At 63.4% G+C, this 21,670-nt stretch carries 24 protein-coding genes and 1 tRNA gene; 17 read left to right on the forward strand and 8 right to left on the reverse strand.

The features are described from left to right. Positions 1-5: 5 nt before the first annotated feature. Complete coding sequence (gene bamJ, locus NOG11_RS15225) at positions 6-1,124, reverse strand: BamJ family beta-barrel-assembly machinery protein (protein WP_370468296.1); 1,119 nt, start codon at positions 1,122-1,124, stop codon at positions 6-8. 246 nt (positions 1,125-1,370) lie between these two features. Here bamJ and NOG11_RS13580 point away from each other — a divergent pair, with 246 nt between their 5' ends. The 6 genes from NOG11_RS13580 to NOG11_RS13605 all read left to right on the forward strand — a co-directional run bounded on the left by NOG11_RS13580 (position 1,371) and on the right by NOG11_RS13605 (position 7,165). After that, positions 1,371-3,227, forward strand: a complete 1,857-nt coding sequence (locus NOG11_RS13580) for a ribonucleoside-diphosphate reductase subunit alpha (RefSeq protein ID WP_256620331.1) — start codon at positions 1,371-1,373, stop codon at positions 3,225-3,227. After that, the gene (locus NOG11_RS13585) at positions 3,202-3,780 is read left to right on the forward strand and encodes a hypothetical protein (RefSeq protein WP_256620332.1); all 579 of its coding nucleotides are present in this window, start codon (positions 3,202-3,204) and stop codon (positions 3,778-3,780) included. The genes NOG11_RS13580 and NOG11_RS13585 overlap by 26 nt, the downstream gene beginning before the upstream one ends. 236 nt (positions 3,781-4,016) lie before the next feature. Beyond that, positions 4,017-4,385, forward strand: coding sequence for a GIY-YIG nuclease family protein (locus tag NOG11_RS13590; RefSeq protein WP_256620372.1), 369 nt, complete (start codon positions 4,017-4,019; stop codon positions 4,383-4,385). Between the two features lie 822 nt (positions 4,386-5,207). Beyond that, a complete protein-coding gene (locus tag NOG11_RS13595) occupies positions 5,208-5,642 on the forward strand; it encodes a cupin domain-containing protein (protein ID WP_256620333.1) in 435 nt (144 codons plus the stop codon). A 58-nt stretch (positions 5,643-5,700) separates the two neighbouring features. Then, on the forward strand, positions 5,701-6,687 hold the full coding sequence (locus NOG11_RS13600) for a carbon-nitrogen hydrolase family protein (RefSeq protein ID WP_256620334.1): 987 nt from the start codon (positions 5,701-5,703) through the stop codon (positions 6,685-6,687). Between the two features lie 43 nt (positions 6,688-6,730). After that, the gene (locus NOG11_RS13605; RefSeq protein WP_256620335.1) at positions 6,731-7,165 is read left to right on the forward strand and encodes a YkvA family protein; all 435 of its coding nucleotides are present in this window, start codon (positions 6,731-6,733) and stop codon (positions 7,163-7,165) included. Positions 7,166-7,298: 133 nt separating this feature from the next. On the opposite strand, the gene NOG11_RS13610 is transcribed toward NOG11_RS13605, so the two are convergent. The 5 genes from NOG11_RS13610 to NOG11_RS13630 form a co-directional block, all read right to left on the reverse strand. Then, complete coding sequence (locus NOG11_RS13610; protein ID WP_256620337.1) at positions 7,299-7,967, reverse strand: DUF2270 domain-containing protein; 669 nt, start codon at positions 7,965-7,967, stop codon at positions 7,299-7,301. Between the two features lie 94 nt (positions 7,968-8,061). Next, a complete protein-coding gene (locus NOG11_RS13615) occupies positions 8,062-8,469 on the reverse strand; it encodes a hypothetical protein (RefSeq protein WP_256620338.1) in 408 nt (135 codons plus the stop codon). Between the two features lie 98 nt (positions 8,470-8,567). Next, a complete protein-coding gene (locus tag NOG11_RS15230) occupies positions 8,568-8,744 on the reverse strand; it encodes a YdcH family protein (RefSeq protein ID WP_370468298.1) in 177 nt (58 codons plus the stop codon). A 98-nt stretch (positions 8,745-8,842) separates the two neighbouring features. Then, positions 8,843-9,382 carry a TIGR02444 family protein gene (locus NOG11_RS13625; RefSeq protein WP_256620340.1) on the reverse strand — a complete coding sequence of 180 codons (540 nt, stop codon included), beginning with the start codon at positions 9,380-9,382 and terminating at the stop codon, positions 8,843-8,845. Beyond that, positions 9,379-9,960: a UbiX family flavin prenyltransferase gene (locus NOG11_RS13630; RefSeq protein WP_256620341.1), complete on the reverse strand. Its 582-nt coding sequence runs from the start codon at positions 9,958-9,960 to the stop codon at positions 9,379-9,381. Before NOG11_RS13630 ends, NOG11_RS13625 begins: the two co-directional genes overlap by 4 nt. A 234-nt stretch (positions 9,961-10,194) precedes the next feature. Between NOG11_RS13630 and NOG11_RS13635 the strand changes: the two genes are divergently transcribed. Both NOG11_RS13635 and NOG11_RS13640 read left to right on the forward strand, forming a co-directional pair. Beyond that, positions 10,195-10,389 carry a YdcH family protein gene (locus NOG11_RS13635; RefSeq protein WP_256620342.1) on the forward strand — a complete coding sequence of 65 codons (195 nt, stop codon included), beginning with the start codon at positions 10,195-10,197 and terminating at the stop codon, positions 10,387-10,389. Positions 10,390-10,493: 104 nt separating this feature from the next. Further along, on the forward strand, positions 10,494-11,294 hold the full coding sequence (locus tag NOG11_RS13640) for an SDR family NAD(P)-dependent oxidoreductase (RefSeq protein ID WP_256620343.1): 801 nt from the start codon (positions 10,494-10,496) through the stop codon (positions 11,292-11,294). 261 nt (positions 11,295-11,555) lie between these two features. On the opposite strand, the gene NOG11_RS13645 is transcribed toward NOG11_RS13640, so the two are convergent. Continuing rightward, positions 11,556-12,617, reverse strand: a complete 1,062-nt coding sequence (locus NOG11_RS13645) for a DNA topoisomerase IB (RefSeq protein WP_256620344.1) — start codon at positions 12,615-12,617, stop codon at positions 11,556-11,558. A gap of 135 nt (positions 12,618-12,752) precedes the next feature. Here NOG11_RS13645 and NOG11_RS13650 point away from each other — a divergent pair, with 135 nt between their 5' ends. The 5 genes from NOG11_RS13650 (at position 12,753) to NOG11_RS13670 (ending at position 16,766) form a co-directional block, all read left to right on the forward strand. Next, on the forward strand, positions 12,753-13,193 hold the full coding sequence (locus tag NOG11_RS13650; RefSeq protein ID WP_256620345.1) for a ferritin-like domain-containing protein: 441 nt from the start codon (positions 12,753-12,755) through the stop codon (positions 13,191-13,193). Between the two features lie 85 nt (positions 13,194-13,278). Continuing rightward, the gene (locus NOG11_RS13655) at positions 13,279-14,082 is read left to right on the forward strand and encodes a M48 family metallopeptidase (protein ID WP_256620346.1); all 804 of its coding nucleotides are present in this window, start codon (positions 13,279-13,281) and stop codon (positions 14,080-14,082) included. Between the two features lie 83 nt (positions 14,083-14,165). Continuing rightward, positions 14,166-14,242, forward strand: a tRNA-His gene (locus tag NOG11_RS13660). Between the two features lie 160 nt (positions 14,243-14,402). Next, positions 14,403-15,536: a tyrosine-type recombinase/integrase gene (locus NOG11_RS13665; protein WP_256620347.1), complete on the forward strand. Its 1,134-nt coding sequence runs from the start codon at positions 14,403-14,405 to the stop codon at positions 15,534-15,536. 996 nt (positions 15,537-16,532) lie between these two features. Continuing rightward, positions 16,533-16,766 (forward strand): MerR family transcriptional regulator, encoded by a 234-nt coding sequence (locus NOG11_RS13670; protein ID WP_256620348.1) that lies wholly within the window; start codon positions 16,533-16,535, stop codon positions 16,764-16,766. A 402-nt stretch (positions 16,767-17,168) separates the two neighbouring features. On the opposite strand, the gene NOG11_RS13675 is transcribed toward NOG11_RS13670, so the two are convergent. Continuing rightward, positions 17,169-17,495, reverse strand: coding sequence for a hypothetical protein (locus NOG11_RS13675; RefSeq protein WP_256620349.1), 327 nt, complete (start codon positions 17,493-17,495; stop codon positions 17,169-17,171). A gap of 238 nt (positions 17,496-17,733) precedes the next feature. Here NOG11_RS13675 and NOG11_RS13680 point away from each other — a divergent pair, with 238 nt between their 5' ends. From NOG11_RS13680 to NOG11_RS13695, 4 genes are all read left to right on the forward strand, one after another. Then, positions 17,734-17,964 carry a helix-turn-helix transcriptional regulator gene (locus NOG11_RS13680; protein ID WP_256620350.1) on the forward strand — a complete coding sequence of 77 codons (231 nt, stop codon included), beginning with the start codon at positions 17,734-17,736 and terminating at the stop codon, positions 17,962-17,964. Between the two features lie 3 nt (positions 17,965-17,967). Further along, positions 17,968-20,148: a bifunctional DNA primase/polymerase gene (locus NOG11_RS13685; protein ID WP_256620351.1), complete on the forward strand. Its 2,181-nt coding sequence runs from the start codon at positions 17,968-17,970 to the stop codon at positions 20,146-20,148. A 619-nt stretch (positions 20,149-20,767) separates the two neighbouring features. Continuing rightward, a complete protein-coding gene (locus NOG11_RS13690) occupies positions 20,768-21,337 on the forward strand; it encodes a hypothetical protein (RefSeq protein WP_256620352.1) in 570 nt (189 codons plus the stop codon). Continuing rightward, positions 21,330-21,623 (forward strand): hypothetical protein, encoded by a 294-nt coding sequence (locus NOG11_RS13695; protein WP_256620353.1) that lies wholly within the window; start codon positions 21,330-21,332, stop codon positions 21,621-21,623. The genes NOG11_RS13690 and NOG11_RS13695 overlap by 8 nt, the downstream gene beginning before the upstream one ends. The last annotated feature ends 47 nt before the right edge of the window (positions 21,624-21,670 follow it).

Genomic DNA, 21,670 nt, shown 5'->3' on the forward strand with positions numbered 1-21,670 from the left:
CGGGCTTACTCTTCGCCCTCTTCCAGTGTCTCGGCGGGCTTCACCTCCAGAAGCTCCACTTCGAAGACCAGCGCCTGGTTGGGGCCGATCAGCTCGCCCGCGCCGCGTTGGCCGTAGGCGAGGTTTGCCGGGATGTAGAACTTGTACTTGTCGCCCGGCTGCATGAGCTGGAGCCCCTCGTTCCATCCGGCGATGACCCGGCCGAGCTCGAACTCGGTGGGCTCGCCGCGGGAGTAGGAGCTGTCGAACTCCTCGCCATCGGGCAGCGTGCCCCTATAGTGCACACGGACGATGTCGCCGATGGCCGGGCTCGCGCCGTCATCCTCGCCGCCATCGGTCAGCACTTCGTAGACGAGGCCGCTCTCGGTGGTCTCGGTGTCCTCTCGCTCGCCTTGCGTGCGGACATAGTTCTGGGAGCTCGCCGTGTTGACGGCCGCGATGGTCAGCGCCTGGGCTTGGGCGAGGTTCTGCTGGCGCTGGGCCTCCTCGCTATAGCCTGCGATCTGCGCTTCCGCATCGGCCTTAAGGGCCTGGAGCGCCTCCTCGTCCTCATTGTCGATGACGTCGAGAAGGTCGAGGTCGAACACCACCACCTCGTTCGCGCCCACCGGGCCGCCCTCCATACCGAAGGCGCCGAAGGCGAGGGCAGGGGGGATGGCGGCTCTCGCCTTGCCGCCCGCCTTCATCATCTGCACCGCCTCGGCCCAGCCTGGGAGCGTCTGACCGGCAGTCAGCACGACAGGCGCGCCGTTGCGGTAGGTGCTCTCGAAGGGCTCTTCGTCGCCTGCGCGCCTTGCGACGAAGTGTAGCTTGATGAGGTCGTCGGCGTCCGGCTGGCGGCCCGTGCCCTCCTCGATAGTCTGAAGAACGAGGCCCGTCTCGGTGGTCTCGGTGTTCTCCAGCTCGGCGAAGGAAGCGAGATAGGCGTCGCTCTCGCCGGTCGCCTCAGGCGCGGTCTGGAAGGCCTCGGGCGCCTCCACCGAGACGCTGCTTGCGGAGGCGCTCTCCCCCTGCGCAGCGCTGGTTTCGGCCCGCTCGGGCGCGTCCGTCTCCGCCTCGCCGCCGCCGCAGGCCGTCAGCATCAGGGCACCTACCGCGGCACTCAGGAAAACTCGTTGTTTCATCTTTGTTCCTTTTGAAGTCAGGTAGAATCGAAGGATCTGCCCGCCTCCCTAGCGCGGTGAGCATTTTAGTAAACGGAAGGTTGACGCACGCTCAAATTGTTTCGTTGACCGGAACACGCGAGTCATGTCGAAAACTAGTCCTAGCCTTTGAATGAAACCAGACCCCAAGATATGGTGTCTGTGCCGGGAACAGGGTTACCAGCCCATCGGGCTCCGCCCAAGCGTGATTGAGAAGAGGGAACGACCATGAGTGCCACGGAAACCACCCTGCTACAGCCCGCCGTCCAGAAGGCCGAGGCGCAGAAGCCCGAGCTCAAGATCGTCCCCCAGGTGGTCACCGACCCCTCCCGCGACGCGCTTCTGACGGCCTTTGGCAAGAAGACCATGGACGACCGCTACCTCCTGGCCGGTGAGAGCTACCAGGACATGTTCGCCCGCGTCGCCACCGCCTATGCCGATGGGCCGGAGCACGCCCAGCGCCTCTACGACTACATCTCCAAGCTCTGGTTCATGCCCGCAACGCCTGTGCTGTCGAATGGCGGGGCGAAGCGCGGCCTGCCCATCTCCTGCTTCCTCAACGCGGTGGATGACAGCCTCGAGGGCATTGTCGGCACCTGGAACGAGAATGTGTGGCTGGCGTCCAATGGCGGCGGCATCGGCACCTATTGGGGCGGCGTGCGCTCCATCGGCGAGACGGTGAAGGGCTCGGGCCAGACCTCCGGCATCATCCCCTTCATCCGGGTCATGGACAGCCTGACCCTCGCCATCAGCCAGGGCTCGCTGCGCAGGGGCTCGGCAGCGGTCTATCTCGACATCCACCACCCGGAGATCGAGGAGTTCCTCGAGATCCGCAAACCCTCGGGCGACTTCAACCGCCGCTCGCTGAACCTCCATCACGGTCTCAACATCACCGACGACTTCATGGACGCCGTGCGCGAGGGCCGCTCCTTCGCTCTCAAATCGCCCAAGACCGGCGAGGTGATGAAGAAGGTCGACGCGCGCGAGCTGTGGCAGAAGATCCTCGAGATCCGCCTACAGACCGGCGAGCCCTACCTCATCTTCTCCGACACGGTGAACAAGGCCATGCCCAAGCACCAGAAGGAGCTGGGGCTCAAAGTGTCGACCTCGAACCTCTGTGCAGAGATCATGCTGCACACCGGCGAGGACCATCTCGGCAACGACCGCACCGCCGTCTGCTGCCTGAGCTCGCTGAACGCCGAGACCTATGAGGAGTGGAAGGACGAGGAGCTCTTCGTCGAGGACGTGATGCGCTTCCTCGACAATGTGCTGCAGGACTTCATCGACCGCGCGCCCTCCGACATGGCCAAGGCCAAGTACTCCGCCCAGCGTGAGCGCTCCGTGGGGCTGGGCCTCATGGGCTTCCACTCCATGCTGCAGAACAAGAATATCCCGTTCGAAAGCGCCATGGCCAAGTCGTGGAACATGCGCCTCTTCAAGCATATCCGTCAGCGTGCGGACCAGGCCTCGGTCAAGCTCGCCCATGAGCGTGGCCCCTGCCTCGACGCCGAGGAGCGCGGCATCATGCAGCGCTTCTCCCACAAGCTGGCGATCGCGCCGACGGCCTCGATCTCCATCATCTGCGGCGGCACCTCGGCCTGCGTCGAGCCGATCCCTACCAACTACTACACCCACAAAACCCTGTCGGGCAGCTTCGCGGTCAAGAACCAGGCGCTGGAGAAGCTCCTCGCCGAGAAGGGCCTCGACGACGACGACATCTGGGCCTCGATCCTCGAGCATGGCGGCAGTGTTCAGCACCTGGACGGTCTGACAGCTGACGAAAAGGACGTCTTCAAGACCGCCTTCGAGCTCGACCAGCGCTGGGTGATCGAGCTTGCCGCCGACCGCGCGCCCTTCATCTGCCAGAGCCAGTCCATCAACATCTTCCTCCCCGGCGACGTCGATAAATGGGATCTCCACATGCTCCACTGGACCGCCTGGGAGCGCGGCGTGAAGTCCCTCTACTACTGCCGCAGCCAATCCGTTCAGCGCACGGCCTATGCCGGCGGCAAGGAGAAAGAGGCGCAGGCTGAGGGGTTCGTGGTCGAGAAGACGGACTATGATGAGTGTTTGGCTTGTCAGTGAGGGTCATCCTGCCGGAGCAATTGAGCCATACCTGAAGCTTGCTTCAGAACAGTACGGCAAGAAGCTTCGACAGATTGATGCTGAGTACGCCCATCAAGGCCTCTATCAAAGCGGCGCGAGAGCTACTGCTCTGGCAAGTGCTGCAAGCGAGGTATTGGGGGAATTCTCAGAGTATGTGTCTAACGATCTTTCCAAGCCGGAAGCAGAGTTTTCATCATATAGAGCTGCTCACTTCGACGTGCTTCTCGAGGCAATCGAAAGCTTGTTGCTTGATATGAAGCAGCAAGCGGAGAGAGCTTATGTTTCTAAACAGGGGTCGGATCGTGACCAATATGTTTGGAAGCGCGCTCTCGAAGAAGCTTGGAATCGAGAAGTGTTTGATGCTCAGAAGCAAGTGTATAGAGAGCGAATTCGCGCAGCCTCAACCGTGATTGCACGCAAGAAATCGTTTTTGTACTGGGCTTTTAGCACGACACAAAAGCGACTTTGGACGATGGCGATCACCTCAGGGGCTGTACTTTCATGGGGGTTTCTAAAATCCTTTTCCGTGTGATCAGCAAGCGTAGTGTGCATGAAGCCACTGGCGTAATGCACCAAACCAAGAACGCCCTCACGCAGTGAGCACCGCTCTCCTCTTGACGCTCACCACGGCGAAGACCGTGGTGCCCATCTCCTACCGGCTCGTCCGGGAACGGAGTTTAGGGAGATGGACCCCACGGTCTCCGCTTCGCTGCGCCGTGGGGAGCGCTTGAGGAGAGGCGTGAGATAAAGGGGGAAGTGGTGTCCCAAATGCTTTCACGCGGTGAGCTGCGCGGCGAGCTTGCGCTTGCTGGAACAATGCGCGAACATCTATCCATGGCCCGGTTCGACTTCATTGCTACCTACATGCTCGCCAACCGCAGGAACGGCGCGATCTACACCGGTTCGTCATCGGACCTTCCCGCGCGAATGGGGCAGCATAAAATGAGCGCGGGCGCACGGTTTCCAGCGAAATATGGCTGCATGAAGCTCGTGTGGTACGAGCGGCATGAGACCATCGGCGCCGCCGTCCATCGGGAGAAGCGGCTCAAGACCTGGCCCAGGCGCTGGAAGGTCGAGCTGATCGAGGCACGCAACGGTCACTGGAGCGATCTGAGTGCGGAACTGATGCTGGGGTAGTAGAGCGCTCCGCGCCGTAGGGCGGCTACCTGTGTACTGATGGTCTGAGGCGCCGACCTTTCCGGCAGCCGCGTTGCGACGGTTGCTCTTGTTGCACGCCACTGCCGTGGCCTTCTCCGCCTAGAAAAGGTCCCCCGGACCCTTTCTTTCACCTGCGGTGAACCGGCTACGAAGGGTGCGGGGACCGTTTTGCTTCCATGCTGGCCTCTTCGATGCGCACCCGCCCTACGGCTCGTGTTCCTTGTAGGGCGGACGCTGGCAAGCGGCCGCGCTTCCCTGGCGGCAAGGGTTGCAAGGTGGCCGGCTTCCGCCGTCCACCCTACGGCAAACCGCCCCCGCGCAGTGAGTGGGAAACCGGCGCCCAAAAATGCCCTCACGCAGTGAGTTGTCCCCCTGGCTCTCTCCCGGCTTACCATGTTCTCGCTCCTCTTCCCGAAGGCAGGGCGGACCGGTCGTCATGGTGCGGGGAAGGGGCGGTGCTTCGGCAGGTGGGCCGGGTGACCCCCGGCGGAGGAGGGCGGCGGCAAGGTGCGTCAGCTTCCTCGCTTCCTTCTGCCGACGAGAGCTTGAAGCGCTGATCGGCATGCGAGGGACCCAGAGCCTCCTCCCCCGACCGGCCTCTCGCATCAAAAGCGCCGGGAGCGGGCGGGACGTCCCCGCACACCAACCACTAGACTGAAGCGAGGACCAACGCCCGCTCCAGCCCCTGCCGCTCAACCGCCGCCCACGGGCGGCTCTTCGTGCTGCGCGCCGCTCGGCCACGTGGCCCGCCCCGCGAACCATCGCCTCCTCTGCCCGTTTCCTCCCCTCGGAGGACCCCGCATGACCGACGCGCCCATGCTCACCTACTGGCACTGCCTCACCGGCGAGGACGGCGTGACCACGCAGGTCCGCCGCTGCCTCACCCGCTTTGAGAAGCAGTCCATGGGCGGCTCCTCCGGAGAGCAGTGGAACGACGTGCTCGGCCGTTTCGAGGGGCGCGTGATCTTCGCCGAGCTGCCCGCGGGCTTCGACGGCGACTGGCACGAGAACCCCAAGCCCCAGTGGATCGTGCCTTTGTCGGGCCGCTGGTGGGTCGAGACCATGGACGGCACCCGCGTGGAGATGGGCCCAGGCGAGGTCAGCTTCGGCGGTGACCAGGGAAGCCGAGGCGGCAAGGGCCACCGCTCCGGCGTCGTCGGCGATGAGCCCTGCCGCATGATGATCGTGCAGGTCGGCGCGGTACCCGGCGAGGTGGCGGGGGCGGAGGAAGCGTAAGGGGGGGCGCAGCCATTCTGACTTGACGCGCAGAGGCCCTGGGGGAGAGGCGGGGGGCATGAGGATCGTCCGCCCCGAAACCCCGCTCGCCCCCAAGCCCCACGAGGCGCTCACCGTGGCCCTCGCCCAGATCGAGCCGGTCTGGCTCCGGCGCGAGCCGACCCTCGAGAAGATGGTGGAGGCGGTGCGCCTCGCCGCCTCCGAAGGAGCGAAGCTCGTCTGCTTCGGCGAGGGGCTTCTGCCCGGCTACCCCTTCTGGGTCGACAAGACCGACGGCGCCCGCTTCGAAAGCGCCCCGCAGAAGGAGTGGTACGCGCACTATCTGGACCAGGGCGTCGATACGGCGCGCGGCGACCTCGCTCCCCTGCAGGACGCGGCGAAGGAGCTCGGCGTCGCGGTCTATGCGGGGATCATGGAGCGGGCGGCGGATAGGGGCGGGCACACGCTCTACGCCTCGATGGCCTATTTGGCGCCGGACGGGACCATCGGATCGGTCCACCGCAAGGTGCAGCCGACCTATGAGGAGCGCCTGGTCTGGGGCGCCGGCGACGGGCACGGGCTCAAGGTGCACGATCTCGGCCCCTTCCGGGTCGGCGCGCTCAACTGCTGGGAGAACTGGCTGCCTTTGGCGCGGGCGGCGCTCTACGGCCAGGGCGAGAACCTCCACGTCGCCTCCTGGCCGGGCGGGCCGCAGAACACCGAGGACCTGACCCCCGTGATCGCCAAGGAGGCGCGGAGCTTCGCCCTCTCGGTCTCGGGTTTCCTCAACCCGGCGAGTATCGACCTCGACCTCCCCGGCGCCAAGGAGCTGGCGGCGGAGAACCGCCTCTTCGCCCGCGGCGGAAGCTGCATCGCGAGGCCAGACGGCAGCTTCCTGATCCCGCCGGTGAACGATGAGGAGGCGCTCCTGATCGCCACCATCGACCACGCCGAGGTCAGGCGCGAGCGGCACAGCTTCGACGTGGTCGGCCACTACAGCCGCCCGGACATCTTCGAGCTCCGCGTAAACCGCAAGCGCCTGAGTACGGTGCGCTTCGAGGACTGAGGAGACGGCTCGACACCTTGTCCCCGCGCACCACATAGCGGCTATGCTTCGCGTCTTCACCCGCCGCAACCGTGCCCTCTACCGCTACTTCAAGGGTAAGTGGGAGGACCTCGACGCCTCCGAGGAGGAGGTCCACCAGGCCGAAGAGGAGGTGGAGAAGAACCTCACGAGCAAGGTCCTCTCGGTGCTCGGGCGCCTGGCCGAGAGCGTGGTCGAGGACATCCTCGTCGCCTACCACGTGATGCGCGACCCCGGCACGCCGCTGCCGGTGCGGGCGGCGATGGCGGCGGCGCTGGTCTACTTCATCACGCCGCTCGACGGGGTGGCAGATGTGGTGCCGTTCGGCCTCGCGGATGACGCGGCGATCCTCGCCAGCGCCCTGACCTTCGCCAGCCGCCACATTACCGAGGAGCACCGCGCCAAGGCGAGGGAGCGGATGGATGCGCTTCTCAGGCGGAAGGCAAGGGCGGAGGCGTAGAAGAGCGGAACAGCCCACGGCGAAACTCTGCACCAAGACAGCGAAACGATGCACGCGAGCGAAGCGCAGCGAAGTCGAGCCGGCGCTCAAGTAGGAGGGCGGTCAGGCCGACGGTAGCGCCAAGAAGGAATCCTCAACCCATCGAAATCGGGTTGGGGCTCTCGGCGAAGCGGCGCTTGTCCATGCGCCAGATATAGACGGTGAAGGCGATCAGCCCCAAATAAGCGGCGGCATCGACGGCCGCGAGGATCCAGCCTGGAAACGGGCCGATGGCGAGGGATTCGAACCCCATTCTCCCACCCGCGCCGCCGAGCACCTTGCCGAACAGGGCCACCGTCTGGACGGTGAAGATCCAAAGGTAGTTCCGGCGAAGGCGCCGCCCCAGGGCGCGCCGGAACTCGATATGGTGCTCGGGACGCTCATAGTCCTCGGCCAGCCGGTCCATCCAGCCCGATCGCTCCACTTGTCCCCGGCGCAGCATGGGCGCGTAGAAGTGGATCTCGATCCACCTCGCCCGCGCGCGCCAGACGTTGAAGTAGCGGTAGCGGCGGGCTTCGAGGTAGAGGAACACCCCGATCAGGAGCGCCACCAGGAACAGCGGCAGCGCGGAGGCTTCCGAGGACTGGTAAGAGATGGTCAGGGCCAGACCCAGGCTGACCACGGACCAGTTGGTGGTGGCGTCGAGCCTCGTCCGCCAAATGGTGGAGCGGTAGATCTCGCCGCGATAGAGGTGCGCCATGGCGCCGTACTCAGGACCGGAGAACTCCGAGCAGCTATCGTCGGTGCTCTTGGTCTTGCTCAACGGCCCGCTCCATCCCGCCTGACAAAGGGTCGGCTGAGGGGGAGTTAGACCGAAATGGTGAAGACTCTAGCGCCTTTCTGCAGCGCTACGGGGGTCAGCCCGTATGGTCCTCGGTGCTCTCGTCGTCTTCCTCCGGAAGCTCGGCCTGAACGGGCGGCGGAACCATCAGCAGGGGATCGCCGGTGCGCAGATCGCCATTGAAGAAGTAGGTGTTGCCGCTGTCGGGATCGAGGAACCAGTAGCGCCCGCTCTGGGGCTCGAAGCGCAGCTCCGCATCGACCTCACTTCCGAAGACGTAGCAGAGACGGTTCTCGTCGAGGCAGCCGATGAAGTCGCGGGGGAGCTGTTTCTCGAGGCCCACCAGGGTGAAGTACTCGCTGCGCTCCTCCTCGGACATGCCCGCATCGAGACCGGGTACGCCGATGCCGTCGTCGGTTCTCGAAGACTGAAGCGAACAGCCGACGAGCAGACACACCGCACCGGCAAGCAAGAGACTGCGCATGAAACTTCCGTCCTCCCGAGACCTCCGCCAACATAGAGGTTCGGGGCAGTGCTGGCGAGCTTTTAGAGGCCAACCTGCAAAAGCTTCACCCGGAAGTTCTAGGCGATGATGTCCGGGAACAGCCGGTCGCGCAGCTCCTCGATCTGGTCCTTGAGGACGAGCTTGCGCTTCTTCATCCGGCCGATGGTGAGGCGGTCATAGGGCATCCGCTCCTCCATGCTGATGATCGCCTGGTCGAGGTCGCGGTGCTCCTCTTCAAGCTCGGCGATCTTCATCTGCAGCGCCTCGTCATTGGCGCCGCCGGGATCGGGTACGGGCTCCGCCTTGCCAGCATCGCCTTCGATGACGCCGAAGGAGGGTCTGTCGCCGTCGGTCATGGTCCTTCATCCTCGGCTTGTCGGCAGACGCTGGCGAACAGCGCAGCGGGGCTCAGCGGGCCTTCCTCATCGGCGATCATGGTCGGCCTGTCCATGGCCTCTCGCGCCAGGGTGAAGAGGCGCTCGGCGCGGAGCTGCATGTCGCCGAGTTCGGGGTTCGGATCGGCAGCGGCTTCGGTGAGCTGGCCCAGACGGCGGAGCACCATCTCCTCCGCGGTGATCTCCAGGCGCAGCACCTCGTCGCGCAGGGCGCAGAACTCGGCATCGGTGAACCCCTCGCGCGGGGAGGAGAGGAAGCGGCGGACATTGCGCAGGGGCTTGACGGCATGAAGGGACATGTCGCGCACCCCTTCGAAGATCGCCTCGACCTCGTCCGCCTCGAAGCCGAAGCCGTAGCGCCCGCACCATAGGCACCAGAGGAGGATGTTCACGTCGAGATAGTAGCGGTCCTGGAGCTTCAGAAGGCGCTCCTTCACCCCGGGCCTTGTATAGACCTCGATCGCGTAGGCCCAGAGAGAAACGGGCGCTGCGCTCATGTCCTGCGGCCTTTCTCTAGGTCCTCGCCCCAGCGCTTCACGCCGGGGGCCTCGATACCGAAGAGGTCGAGGACGCGGCCTACGGACTGGTCGACCATCTCCAGAATCGAGGAGGGCTCGGCGTAGAAAGCGGGAAGGGGGGGCGCGATGATGCCGCCCATCTCGGTCACGGCGGTCATGGAGCGCAGGTGGCCGAGGTGGAAGGGTGTCTCGCGGACCATCAGCACAAGCCGCCTACGGTCCTTGAGGCAGACATCGGCGGCGCGGGTGAGAAGGGTGGAGGTGACCCCCGTGGCGATCTCGGACAGGGTCCTGACCGAGCAGGGGACCACCACCATGCCCAGTGTCTGGAAGCTGCCCGAGGCGATGGGCGCGCCGACATCCTGAATGCCGTAGGTGTGGTCGGCGCCTTCGAAACTCATCCCCTCGCTGAGCTCGTAGGCCATGGTCATCTTCGCGGCGCGGCTGACCACCAGGTGGGTCTCGCAGCCTGCGGCCTTCGCTACGAGGAGAAGACGCTGGGCGTAGATCATGCCGGAGGCGCCGGAGACGCCGACGATAAGGCGGGGTTTGCTCATCCAGCGCTCCTAGAGGAAAACCGGAGCGATGCCATCCCGCGCCGCGCAGGCTGCGCCAAAGCGCGCGCCCTCAACCGAAAATGCTACAGGCGGTTTAGGAGGGAACCGAAACTGGCGTTAATCGAAGTCAAATCTTCTGAAACATGCAGCGAGGGGGAGTGACAGCGACGTGCTCCGGGTGCTGAACTAGACACGTTCTCCGGTCCTCGGAGAGCCGCTGAAAAGGAGACCTCTATGTCCATTGAAGCACGCATCGGCACCCTATCGCAGAAGCATCAGGCCCTTGAGGCCCAGCTCGCGGAAGAGCGCAACCACGCAGCTTTCGACGAGCAGCGTATCAGCGACCTCAAGCGCCAGAAGCTCGCGATCAAGGACCAGATGGCCATGCTTCAGCAGCACACGCTTGGGTCTGGGAGAAAGCCGAGCTAGACCCCCTGAAAAGGGCGTAAGCTCCGGTCCCGCTTCTGGAGCATGCGCCTGGAAAAACCTGCCGGGGGGCTGATCCCCCTCGGCAAACCGAAGGAGCGGGTTTCTTGGCCAAACGTACCGTCATCGTCACCGGCGCCGCCGCGAGCCTCGGGCGCTCGGTCGCCCTTCGCTTCGCGCGCACCTCCAGCAATATCCTCCTCACCGACCCCGACCGCGAGCGCGGCGAGCAGGTGCGCCAGGAGATCGAGGCGCGCGGTGTCGAGGTCGCCTTCATCGCTGCCGACCTCCACGAGGCGCTCGACGTGCACAACGTGATGGCGGAGGCGCTGGACAGCTTCGGTCGGGTGGACGTCCTCGCGCATACGGCGAGCTACTTCTACGCGGCGCCTTTCCTGGAGACATCCGAGGCCGATTTCGACGAGGTGATCGACCGTAATGTCCGCGCCGCCTTCCTCATCAATCGCGCCGTGGCGAGGCAGTTCATCCGCCAGGCCGAAAGCGCCGCCGAGGCTGTTGCGGGGGATACGGAGGGTGCGGCCATCGTCAACGTGGTCTCCAACGAGGCCATGGTGGCGACCGCGGACGATGCCATCTTCGCCGCCAGTCAGGGCGCGGTGGTGCAGCTCACCAAGGCGGTGGCGATGACGCTCTCCGCCTACGGAGGGAGGGCCAATGCGGTGGCCGTCTCCGGCATCAAGGGCACGTTCGACGAGACCGCCGTCGTCACCGCCGAGCAGCGCCGCCACTCCGCCGAGGTCACGCCCATGGGCAGGCGGGGCGAGCCCCGCGAGGTGGCGGGAGCCATCCACTTCCTGACGGCGGAGGATGCGAGCTTCATCACCGGGCAGGTTCTGTCCGTAGACGGCGGAAGGCTAGCGGTGGCGGCGACCGTTGGCGGGGATTAGTCGTTATCTTTTCAAAAGCCGCAGGCTCACCTCTGCCTTCGGCAGATACTCAAGTAGTGTTCGACAACGGATAGTTTTTTCGTCATCCCGGAAAGCCGCCAGGCTTATCCGGGACCCATGGACCGGACCGTTGCAATGCGTGATCCACTCGGTCCATGGGTCCCGGCTCTCCGCTTCGCTACGGCCGGGATGACGTTGAAGAATACTGTATACGATAGGCATACCGGAGGAAAAACAGGTGGTAGGCCGCGACGTCCCCTCCTACCGCTCCAGCCAACGCAGGAACGCGCTCTCTTCCCGTCCCAGACCCGATCGTGCACGCATGTTGCAGGGGTTTCTGCCGAGCCCGGCGAACGTGCCGTCCTTGACCTCCTCGATGATCCGGGGGTGCACATAGCTCGACCTGGCGACGGCCTTGGTGTTGCCGAGCCTGCCGGAAGCCGCCTCGAGCACGTCGTCCACCTTCGCGCCTTCCCGGCAGGCGGCGGCGAAGGCCGCGACCGAGCCGTGCCAGGTACGGAAGGTCTTGGCGGTCACGGTGTCACCGAAGAGGCCGTGGAGATAGGCGTTCACGTCCGAAGAGGTGAGGGGGCAGAGCGCTCCCTCCTCGTCCTCGTACTGAAAGAGGCGCTGGCCAGGCAGGTCGCTCAGGGTGCGGAGCAGGTTCTCGAAGCGCCGGTCGTGAAGCTCCACTTTCTGCAGCTTTCCCGACTTGCCCTTGAACTGGAGGACGAGGTGGTGGGTCTCGTCTTCCTTGAGGTGACGGGTACGCAGGGTGGTGGCGCCGTAGCTGCCGTTCGCCTCGGCGTAGGTATCGTTCCCCACCCGGACGGCATGGGTGTCGAGGAGGTGGAAGACCGCGGCCAGCACCCTCGCCCTGCTGGGCTGAAGGCCCCGGCGCAGGCCGTCATTGGTCTGGCGAGCTTCCTTCAGCTTCCTGCCGAACCCGCCAAGGGCCGAGAACTTCTTCTCGTCGCGGAAGCGGCGCCAGTCGTCGTGGTAGAGATAGGTCTTGCGGCCCCTGACGTCCCGTCCCGTGGCCTGCAAATGCCCCCTGGCATCGGGGCAGATCCACACATCCTCATAGGCGGGCGGCACGCCCAAGGAGAGGCAGCGCTGGCGCTCGGCCCCATCCGCGATGGTGCAGCCTAGCGGGTCCTTGAACGACCAGCCGCGCCCGCGCCTGACACGGCTGATCCCCGGCGCATCGTCCGAGCTATAGACCAGACCGGCGGCTTGGGCATCGAGGCGGGGATCGAGGACGGCGTTCAGCATCAGGCTGAGGAGACGCTCTTCGGGAGCCGCCGGTTCCCGAAAGGGCAAACCCCTGAAGACAGGGTGTTTCCGGCGGTGAAGCTCTCCCGGCGTTAACGGAACGGCGGGCTCGCCTGCGCCGTTGATTCGTCATGGACGGGCCGCGCGCCCGTGCCTCCGGAAACCAGAAGAAGGAGACCCGATATGTCCAAGACCACCAGCGAGCTGAAAAGCGTCCTGACCCGCGTCGTCGACAGTGCCGACGGCTATGAGAGCGCAGCGGAAAGCGCCGACAATGGCAGCTTCGCCGTCATGTTCCGCGAGCGCGCCCAGGAGCGCCGCAACTTCGCCACCGAGATCAGAAGCCATCTTCAGGCCTCGGGCGAGAACATCGAGGAGGACGGCTCGCTCCTCGCCGCCGCCCACCGCGCCTTCACCGATATCCGCGATGCGGTGACCGGCGGGCGCGATGATGGCGCGATCCTCAACGAGGTCGCCCGCGGCGAGAGCACGCTGCTGAACGAGTACGAGGACGCCCTCAAAGACCTCCCGCAGACCGACCCTGCCTACGACCTCCTCGCGCGTCAGCGCCAGAGCGTCGCTCAGGCTGTCAGCTCGGTGAAGGCTCAGGCGCCGAACCAGTAACCTCCCGGCGCTGTTATGAAGAGAGCCGTTGCACCATGGGTGCGGCGGCTCTTATCTTGTGGAAAGTTCCATTAGGGAGAGTCTGATGCCCCGTTTCCGCCGCTCGGCCTTGGCCGTGGTCCTCGCTTCCGTGGCGGGGCTGACCGCCTGCACCTATAATGAGGAGCTGGGCCGCAGCCAGCTTCTCTTCGCGGGCCGAGACGACATGGCCCAGGCGGCCGCCGGAAGCTGGGAGCAGCTCAAGAAGCAGCAGCCTATCTCACGAGACGAGCGCTACACCTCGCGCCTCAACCGTGTGGCGCCGAAGCTCATCAGGGCCGCGGGCGGCAACCCGGCCCAGTGGGAGTACCTGGTGTTCGAGGACAAGAGCCTCAACGCCTTTGCCCTGCCCGGCGGCAGGATCGGCATCCACACCGGCATCATGGACATCATGCAGAACGACGCGCAGCTCGCCGCCGTTGTCGGGCACGAGATCGCCCATGTGAACTACCGCCACTCGGGCGAGCGCTACAGCCAGAACATGGTCGCCAGCATCGGCATCGGCGCGGCCTCGATCGCGGCGGGAGTCTCCTGTGACGGCACGCCTCAGGAGCGCCGCGCCTGCGAGCAGCGCAGCGGAGCCCTGGTCCAGGCCCTGGGTATTGGCGCCGTCTACGGGGCGATCCTGCCCTACAGCCGCAAGCACGAGCTCGAGGCCGATGAGGGCGGCGTGCGCTACATGGCGCGGGCGGGCTATGACACCTGCGAGGCGGTGCGGTTCTGGCAGCGGATGCAGGCTTCCTCGGCAGGCCAGCAGCGCCCGCCCGAGTTCGCCTCCACCCACCCGGCCTCCGACACGAGGATCAACAACCTCCGCCAGATCACCAGCCAGCAGGGCAAGCGCTGCTGATCGAGGCGTAAAAAAGGGGGTGACGCGCGGTGTCCCCGGCGCTACACCCCGCAACCTTCGCAACGCTTGCGTAGCGACCCAGTGCCGCCTTAGCTCAGTAGGTTAGAGCGCTTGATTGTGGATCAAGAGGTCCCCCGTTCGAACCGGGGAGGCGGTACCACTCCCTGATACTCTCAGGCACTCCATCCAGTATGAAAACGATGGTCTCCCCGCGAGATGTCGTGGTCCGCGACCGCTCCGCTTCTCGACATAATACCTCCGTGTACCCCTGAGCACTCTGTGTCTCAGGGCCGATTTCGGGCCTTAGGAGGTGGTGGAGAGTGGTAACGAAGCTAAGCCAAGCGGTGGTGGACCGCTGCATGGAAGAGGTGGGCGCGGGCAAACAGCTCTACGACACGCAGGTGAAGGGCTTCAGGGTCGTGGTGGGCAAGAGGTCCGCTTCCTACAAGCTCGTGACCGGCATCAACGACGGCACGGGCCGCGTGGTCTCGGTGATGATCGGCAGGACCGACGAGGTCAGCCTGAAGACCGCTAGGCAGCTCGCGACCGAGGCGAACGTCGCCGCACGCCGAGGCGAGGACCCCAGGCGCCTGAAGTCCACCGCACCCACCGTCCGCGAGGCCATGGAGCGCCACGTCGCGACCAAGAGCCTCAGGCCCACGACGGTCGACTGGTACCGCCACCAGACCGAGGTGCACCTCAAGAAGGTGGCCGACATGCCGATGGACAAGCTCGACCGGGAGACCTGCAGATCGCTCCATGAACGGTTGACGAAGGATGTAAGCCCGACGACGGCGAACGGGGCGCTTCGGGTCCTGAAGGCCCTCTATAACGACGTGGCGAGGACCATGGACCTGCCGCCGAACCCTGTCAGCCTTGCCGTCAGGATGCACAAGGACAAGGAGCGGGACTGGGCCGTCGAGCCGAAGGACATGGCGGAAGCCTGGAAGGCCATCGACGGCATCGAGAACCCGGTCATGCGAGCGGCGTGGGCGACGATGATGCTGACGGGGCTGAGGGCGAACGACGTCAGGAACCTGCGCTGGGACGACATCGACGAGAACGGCGTCGCCTTCATCAGGGAGCCCAAGGGCGGCGAGAGCAGGGCCTTCAGGCTGCCCCTGCCGAGGGCGGTGCTCGATGAGATCGAGGCCCTCAGGAGCTGGTCGCCATGGGTGTTCCCGGCGAAGTCGAGGAGCGGTCACATCGAGAGCTTCAAGCGGAAGGGCGGCTTCTGGCTCTCGCCCCACATGTGCCGTCACACCTACAGGAGCTTCTGCGCCATGACGGGCGTGCCGCTCGAGGTCTGCATGGCCCTGATGAACCACAAGGGTCAGGGCGTGACGTTCCGCTACGTCACGAGGGCGGCGCTCGAGGAGACGATGCGAGTGCAGGCGGAGAGGGTGGCAGAGGCCATGCTTGCCTATCGTGAGATGGACAGCGCCTTGGTCTAAAACCGAACCAATATCATAACGGACCGGACTTCTAACCTAACCAGAAGAAACGACTTGCTCTAGCATCCCCAGGAGAAAACCTAGTCCAGTTGAAAGGCTTTCAGAGACCTGGCAATCGCAGCGCTGAAGAAGATTGATGCCACAAAAGGTGCAAGAGCGTAGTAGAAGTCATGTCGCCAAGGCGAAAGCACTCTGTATCTGAATTGTATATACTCCTCGACCCAATTGTTCAGTCTTCTGACTGCGTCATCAGCTGCGGAGGCCCGGCCCTTAAAAAAATCTCGCGCATCTGCCGGATACTCCGGCCATATGATGGGACCATCAAGTTCGTCAGGAGTTGAAGGCAGTTGTTCAAAAATCGACCGAAGTTCCTTACCCCATTCGCATACTTGCCGATCGTAACCGACAATGTCATCAAAATTATCAGGAGAATAGGGCGACCTCACTGCAGTCTCTGCAGCTACACAACTATGTTCCGCAATATTGATCGTTGACTCGAAGATATTGTGTTGACCTCTCCAATGACCGTCTAATATCTCCAGACGGATAAAGTCGAATCGGTCTTGAGCCGATAAAGTAGGCCTAGTACACTTGATGCACCAGCAAGCGTAATTACGAAATCAATTAACTTCAAGCGATTACTGTTTCGCCTTTTCGCTCCTAGTAAAAATACCAACGTTGCCAAGAAGGCCCCGCCGGTCACAGCAGCTGCGAAACTTAAGCTTCCAGTCCAGGCAGGAAGGACATCGACTAGCACGAGATAGACACCCTACTCTGAACCTGCTGAACCCCGCTCTAAGTGAGCCCTTGCTTCATCGCGCATTCAGAAAAGGAACGCAACCAATTCCCTTAGCCAGAAACTATCGTACGACTGCCCGTCGCAATCACAGTGCTGCTCATCCATACTGAAGGTGCCAGAGAGTACCGACTGATGGTCTGCGCGCCCACTATAATTCAGTACACTGTTTTCCGTAGAGCGAAGTGTGGTGGAAGGTCATGGAAGAGATCATCAAGAGGCTGGATCGGATCGAGCGGCTGCTCTCCGCCCCGATCGAGTACGTTGACACTGAGGGCGCGGCGACGATCATCGGCCTCTCGGTCAGGACGCTTGAGGGTCTGAGACTGAAGCGGCAGGGTCCGGCCTACTCGAAGGTCGGCAAGGTAGTCCGCTACGCCGTCCGCGACCTCCACAACTTCATGGCCGAGGGCAGGACCGAAGCGCTACGGTGACGGGGACACACTGAGTGCAAACCTTTGGAACTCCAGGCCCAGCCGAGAGTTAAATCGCTCCCGCGTCGATGGCTAAAACGGCCGCTACTAAGGGCAGCGCCTGTCTACGATCTGCTTAAACCGCATCCGTCGGCAGGTGTCACCTCTTAGAAACAACGTCCAACCGATCTTCGTATGAGAGATAGAACGACTGAGGCGGGTGGCAAACCGAGCTGGCGAAGAAGCTGAACGCCTTTGCATGGTCCCATTGATCAGTTATGGCACCATCTCACCGCCAGCGCTGAACGGCTTTCCCCAGCCAGCCTTGCTGTACTCGCTATCCACCCATCTGACAAACTTCGGGTGGATGCTGAAGACATCCCGTACCCTGGTCCAGCCGTCGGCGTAGATTTGCCGCCGTAGTCAGCGCCTCAGACCCTGTCTCCAGGTCTTCCAAATCACATCGTTGACCGAGCCCATCTCCCGAAGCTGGAACTCGTGGAAGATCACGTCGTAGTAGTACTCCATGTACTCCTGAAGCTTCGAAGGGTCGGGATACTCCTCGAACGGTCTGTCGACGTATGCGGATAGGTCTTTTGGTCTGTGTCGGTCGATGACAGCGATCATCTTTTCAGAGTACCGAATGGAGGTCTCCGTCTGAATCTGCTGACGAACGCCCCTGATGCCGACGTAGATACCTAGGCCGCTCGCCAGGATCGCGGCAGCGTTCAACCAGTCGGATATCTCCATGGTGTCCCCCTTCTTCGGCGGGGAGAGTATCAAACCGAGCGACGACGGCAACACTGCCGCCGGGCTGCTCGCTAAGTTACAATGTAGCAAAGAACCTCAAACAATAGGTTCTTCCCGAAACCCGGACTGACACAATCGATCCAGCTCACTTCGGAACGAAAAAAGCCGCCGCTCCAGAAGGAACGGCGGCCAGTCGAAGAAGCAGACGTCGAACTCGCTAACCGAAAGGAACAAGTTCATGCATCAGCGTAGCGCGCCGCAAGGCGCGATCGAACCATCGTTGCGCAACTTCCTGACGACGGAGGAAGCCGCAAAAGCAACCGGCCTGACCGTCAGTACACTAGACAGCTACCGCTCGTTGAGGCGGAAGGGCCTGGACAAGGGCCCCGAGTTCGTCACACGGGGCCGGGCGGTCTTCTATCCGCTGGCCGCCGTCGAGGCGTTCCTCGCGACCTCGCTGGAGGTCTGACCGATGGCTCACGACGACAAAGAGGCGCCGGAGGTAGAGCAGCTGAAGGCACACCACATCCACGGGCACGACCTCTTCTCCCTCAAACCGCGCTCGAAAGAGCCACAGGGCCCGTGGCGGGAGCCGAAGGCAGGTTTCGATGCCGAGCGCCATGTGCAGAACGGCGGCAACTTGGGCGTGAGGCTGACCGCAACCGATCTAGTCGTAGATATCGACCCCCGCAACTTCCCCGAGGGACGCGACATTCTAGCAGAGCTTCGCGAGAGGCTTGGAACCGATCTGCTCGATGCTGACGAGTTTCCCTTCGTCCGTACGGGAAGCGGCGGCTTCCATGTCTACTTGCGCAAACCCGCCGATCTGCGTGTAGCAGCCAACCTGAACCGCCACGGTTTACCTGGTATCGATCTGAAGACAGAGGGCGGTTATGTCGTAGCCGCCGGTTCGGTTCATCCCGATGGCGGCATCTACCGTTGGGCGGAAGACGAGCTCTGGATGCCGTCGGTCAAGGACGCTCCGGCAGCGCTGCTCGAGTTGGCTGTTAGAAACGAGCTGCCAGCTTCGATCAAAACCGACTGTCCGCTCACGGTCGAGGAGCTGATCGACCGCCTGAACGGCCTGGACCCGTTGGAGTACGGTAAGGGGCGGTACGAGCAGTGGATCGAACTCCTCATCTCGTTCCACGCTGCAGCAGGCGGCGACACGGATGCCATGCTTGCCTTCCAAGCGTGGTCGGAACGTGACCCCGAGTATGCCAATGGTGGGGCCGGACCTTCGATCGAGGATAGGTGGCAGGGCCTGGAAGCTGACCGGAAAGGCGGTATCACTTGGCAGACTTTCGCGAGGCACGTTGCAGGCGTTGCCCCTTCGGCTGAGATCGCAGCAAGCGACTTCGAGGACGATCTTCCTGCGATAGCCGACGAGGCGAAGCCCAAAAAGCCGAAGAAGCCCAACGTCGAGGTTGACCACCCGGTCTTGCATGACTGGGTGTTCGTAGGGGATGCCAGCTCGTTCATCAGGCGGACGGACTTCAAGCAGTACAAGCAGGAGCAATGGAACGCGATGTTCGCGGACCTCTGCCCCGATAGGAACCTTCCTAGCTTGGTCTACAAAAACAAGACGCCGGTCCGGAAGTTCGAGGAACTCGTCTACATCCCCGGCAGACCGCCGACCTTCGACAACGCCTTCAATCTCTGGCGGCCCTCAGCCGCCGAGCCGAGGCCTAGCGATACATCGATCATCGAGCGCCATCTGGAGCTGCTGCTGCCTGACGAGACGGAACGGGATTACTTCCTCGACTACATGCACTTCCTTGTCTGTCGGCCCGAGGTGAAGATGATGTTCGCCGCGCTTGTCGTGGGTAGCCAGGGAACGGGTAAATCGGCCATCGGTTTGCTTCTGAAGCGGACCATCGGCAAGCGGAACGTCTCGCAGCCGAGCAACGGAGAGGTCACCGGCAACTGGACCGCTTGGCAGCAGGGGGCCTCGCTGGCGATCATCGAGGAGCTAATGACGCTTGGCAAGCTTGAGGTCGCAAACAAGCTGAAGCCGGTCATCACTGACGACACGTTGCGTATCGAGAACAAGAACATGCCGCTCTACTCGATCCCCAACCACCTGAACATTCTGGCGTTCACCAACCACGACGATGCCGTGCGGCTTGAGGACGGGGACAGGCGGTGGATGGTGCTGTCGTCGCCAATGGAGCCTCAGGACGACGCCTATTACGATGACCTCTTCGGCTGGATCGGGAGCGAGGAGGCACCTGGGGCCTTCATCCACATGCTTCAGCAGAGAACGCCAAAGCTGAACCCGAAGGGCCGTGCGCCGATGACAGCAGGTAAGCTCACTATGCGGGAGGCTTCGAAATCCGACATCGAGCTGACTATCGAACAGTGGCTTGAGGAGCAGTCCGGCCCCTTCGCGCACGCACTGTTCAGGGTCGATGATGCCTGCGATGAGCTTCGCCGCAGCGCGGCGACCAAGGTTAGCCAGGCAAAGGTGAGAACGGCACTGAAGCGCTTCGGATGTGTGAAACACCCTCGCAACACGAACGCTGGGGGCGGACTGCCTACGTGTCAGCTCTGGTCATGCCGCGACCACACGAAGTGGGAGGCTGAAGGACCTGCAGGGAGGGCGAAGGCGTGGCGGAAGATCGAGGAAGCTAACGATGCCTTTGACGGCTAACTGGCTTCCAGGCGCTGCCGGGTTCCATACGCCGATAAGACAGGGTGGCGCCTGTCTTATCGGCATGTGTGTCTTACAGCATGGTCTTACCCGAAAGCGTTGTTATCGTTACCTTCTTACTGCAATAAGACACCAAGACACCTACAATTATGGTTATGGCAGAAAAGGTACGATGAGCGGCGTTCGCCTCATCTCGAAAGCCGTGACCATGATTACGACATTTCTGTAGCTTCGAGCATAGCCGTCTTGTGTCTTAGCGGTCCCGGGCACGAAAAGACTATAGCGAACAGCAGCTTGACCTAAGACACCCCGTCCTGTCCGCACATCCTGATGGTGTCTTTGTCTTCCTGGGAGACCGGACGCCCACCGTACGCTTCGAGGGCGTCGAGTGCCATCAGTATGCGTTATGGTTGCTTCTGGCAGCCGCAGAGAGAACGGCAACGCGCTTTGGATTCTGCGGGCGCTGCGTCGCCCGCTGCGCTCTACACGCGATCCGGCAGTGTCCGGTGACTGACGATCAGGTGGTCCCCGTGGAGGGACGGAAAGCCCTTCCGGTTCATGCGCTTGGAGGGGCCGAAAAGGCTCGGCCTTGCATGGGCCTGGGATAGGGGAGGTCAGCATGGTGCAGAGGACGCCGGTCGAGCAGAGGGAGGCGAAGGAGCTGTTCCTCTCGCAGCTGGCCCTGACGGGCTCGGTGGCGGAAGCGTGCAGGCGCTCGCAGCTCTCCCGCTCCGTCGTCTATCACTGGCGCACCACGGACAAGGCGGTGGCGGAGGCGTGGGAGCAGTCCATCGCGATCAGGCTCGATGCCATCCGAGACGAGGTGGTCGAGAAGGCCCTCGTTGCAACGGGGCGCATCGTGGAGGAGGCGCTGATCGGGGAGGACGGCATGCCCGTATGGGACGAAGAGCTCGGCGACTTCGTGACGGTCAGGAAGCTCGTGGACTACGACCCCCAGATCCTGAAGAGCCTCGTCAACAAGACCATGGTCTCGGCGGACGGCAGGAACGCGCCCTCGGTCACGGTCAACACGCAGCTAAACGTCCAGGCGCAGCAGCGTCCCGAGGTCATCAGGCGCGTCGAAAGACCGTCCTGGGCACCAAGGGCCGGCGAGGACGACGTCCTGGACGCCGAACCCGTACGCGCCGCCGATGCAGCCACGACCGAGCTGGACGAAGAGGATGAGTAAGCCTTGCCCTGACTGCGTGACCGTAGAGTTCGTGTCGCCCTCGGGCGTCGTCTGCCGCCGCTTCGCGGACGGCGCCATGAACGTGCGCATCGCCGTAGGGCAGCTCTGCCACCCCGAGCATGGGCTTCTGAAGGAGATGGACAGCCTCGGCGATCCCCCGCCCTTCGAGAGCGAGGCGTTGCAGCGACAGGCGCTTGAGGTGGTCGCGAGGATGGGCGGTGTGGACAAGGCGACACGCCAGCGCCTCAGGCAGTGGGTCGAGTACGCCGGGCACCTGGAGGGCTGAGCGGTAGCTCAGCACCAGTGCTACTGGATGTGGCCGAAGATCCTCCC

It is taken from the genome of Parvularcula maris (assembly GCF_024505085.1).
Taxonomy (GTDB): Bacteria; Pseudomonadota; Alphaproteobacteria; order Caulobacterales; family Parvularculaceae; genus Parvularcula; species Parvularcula maris.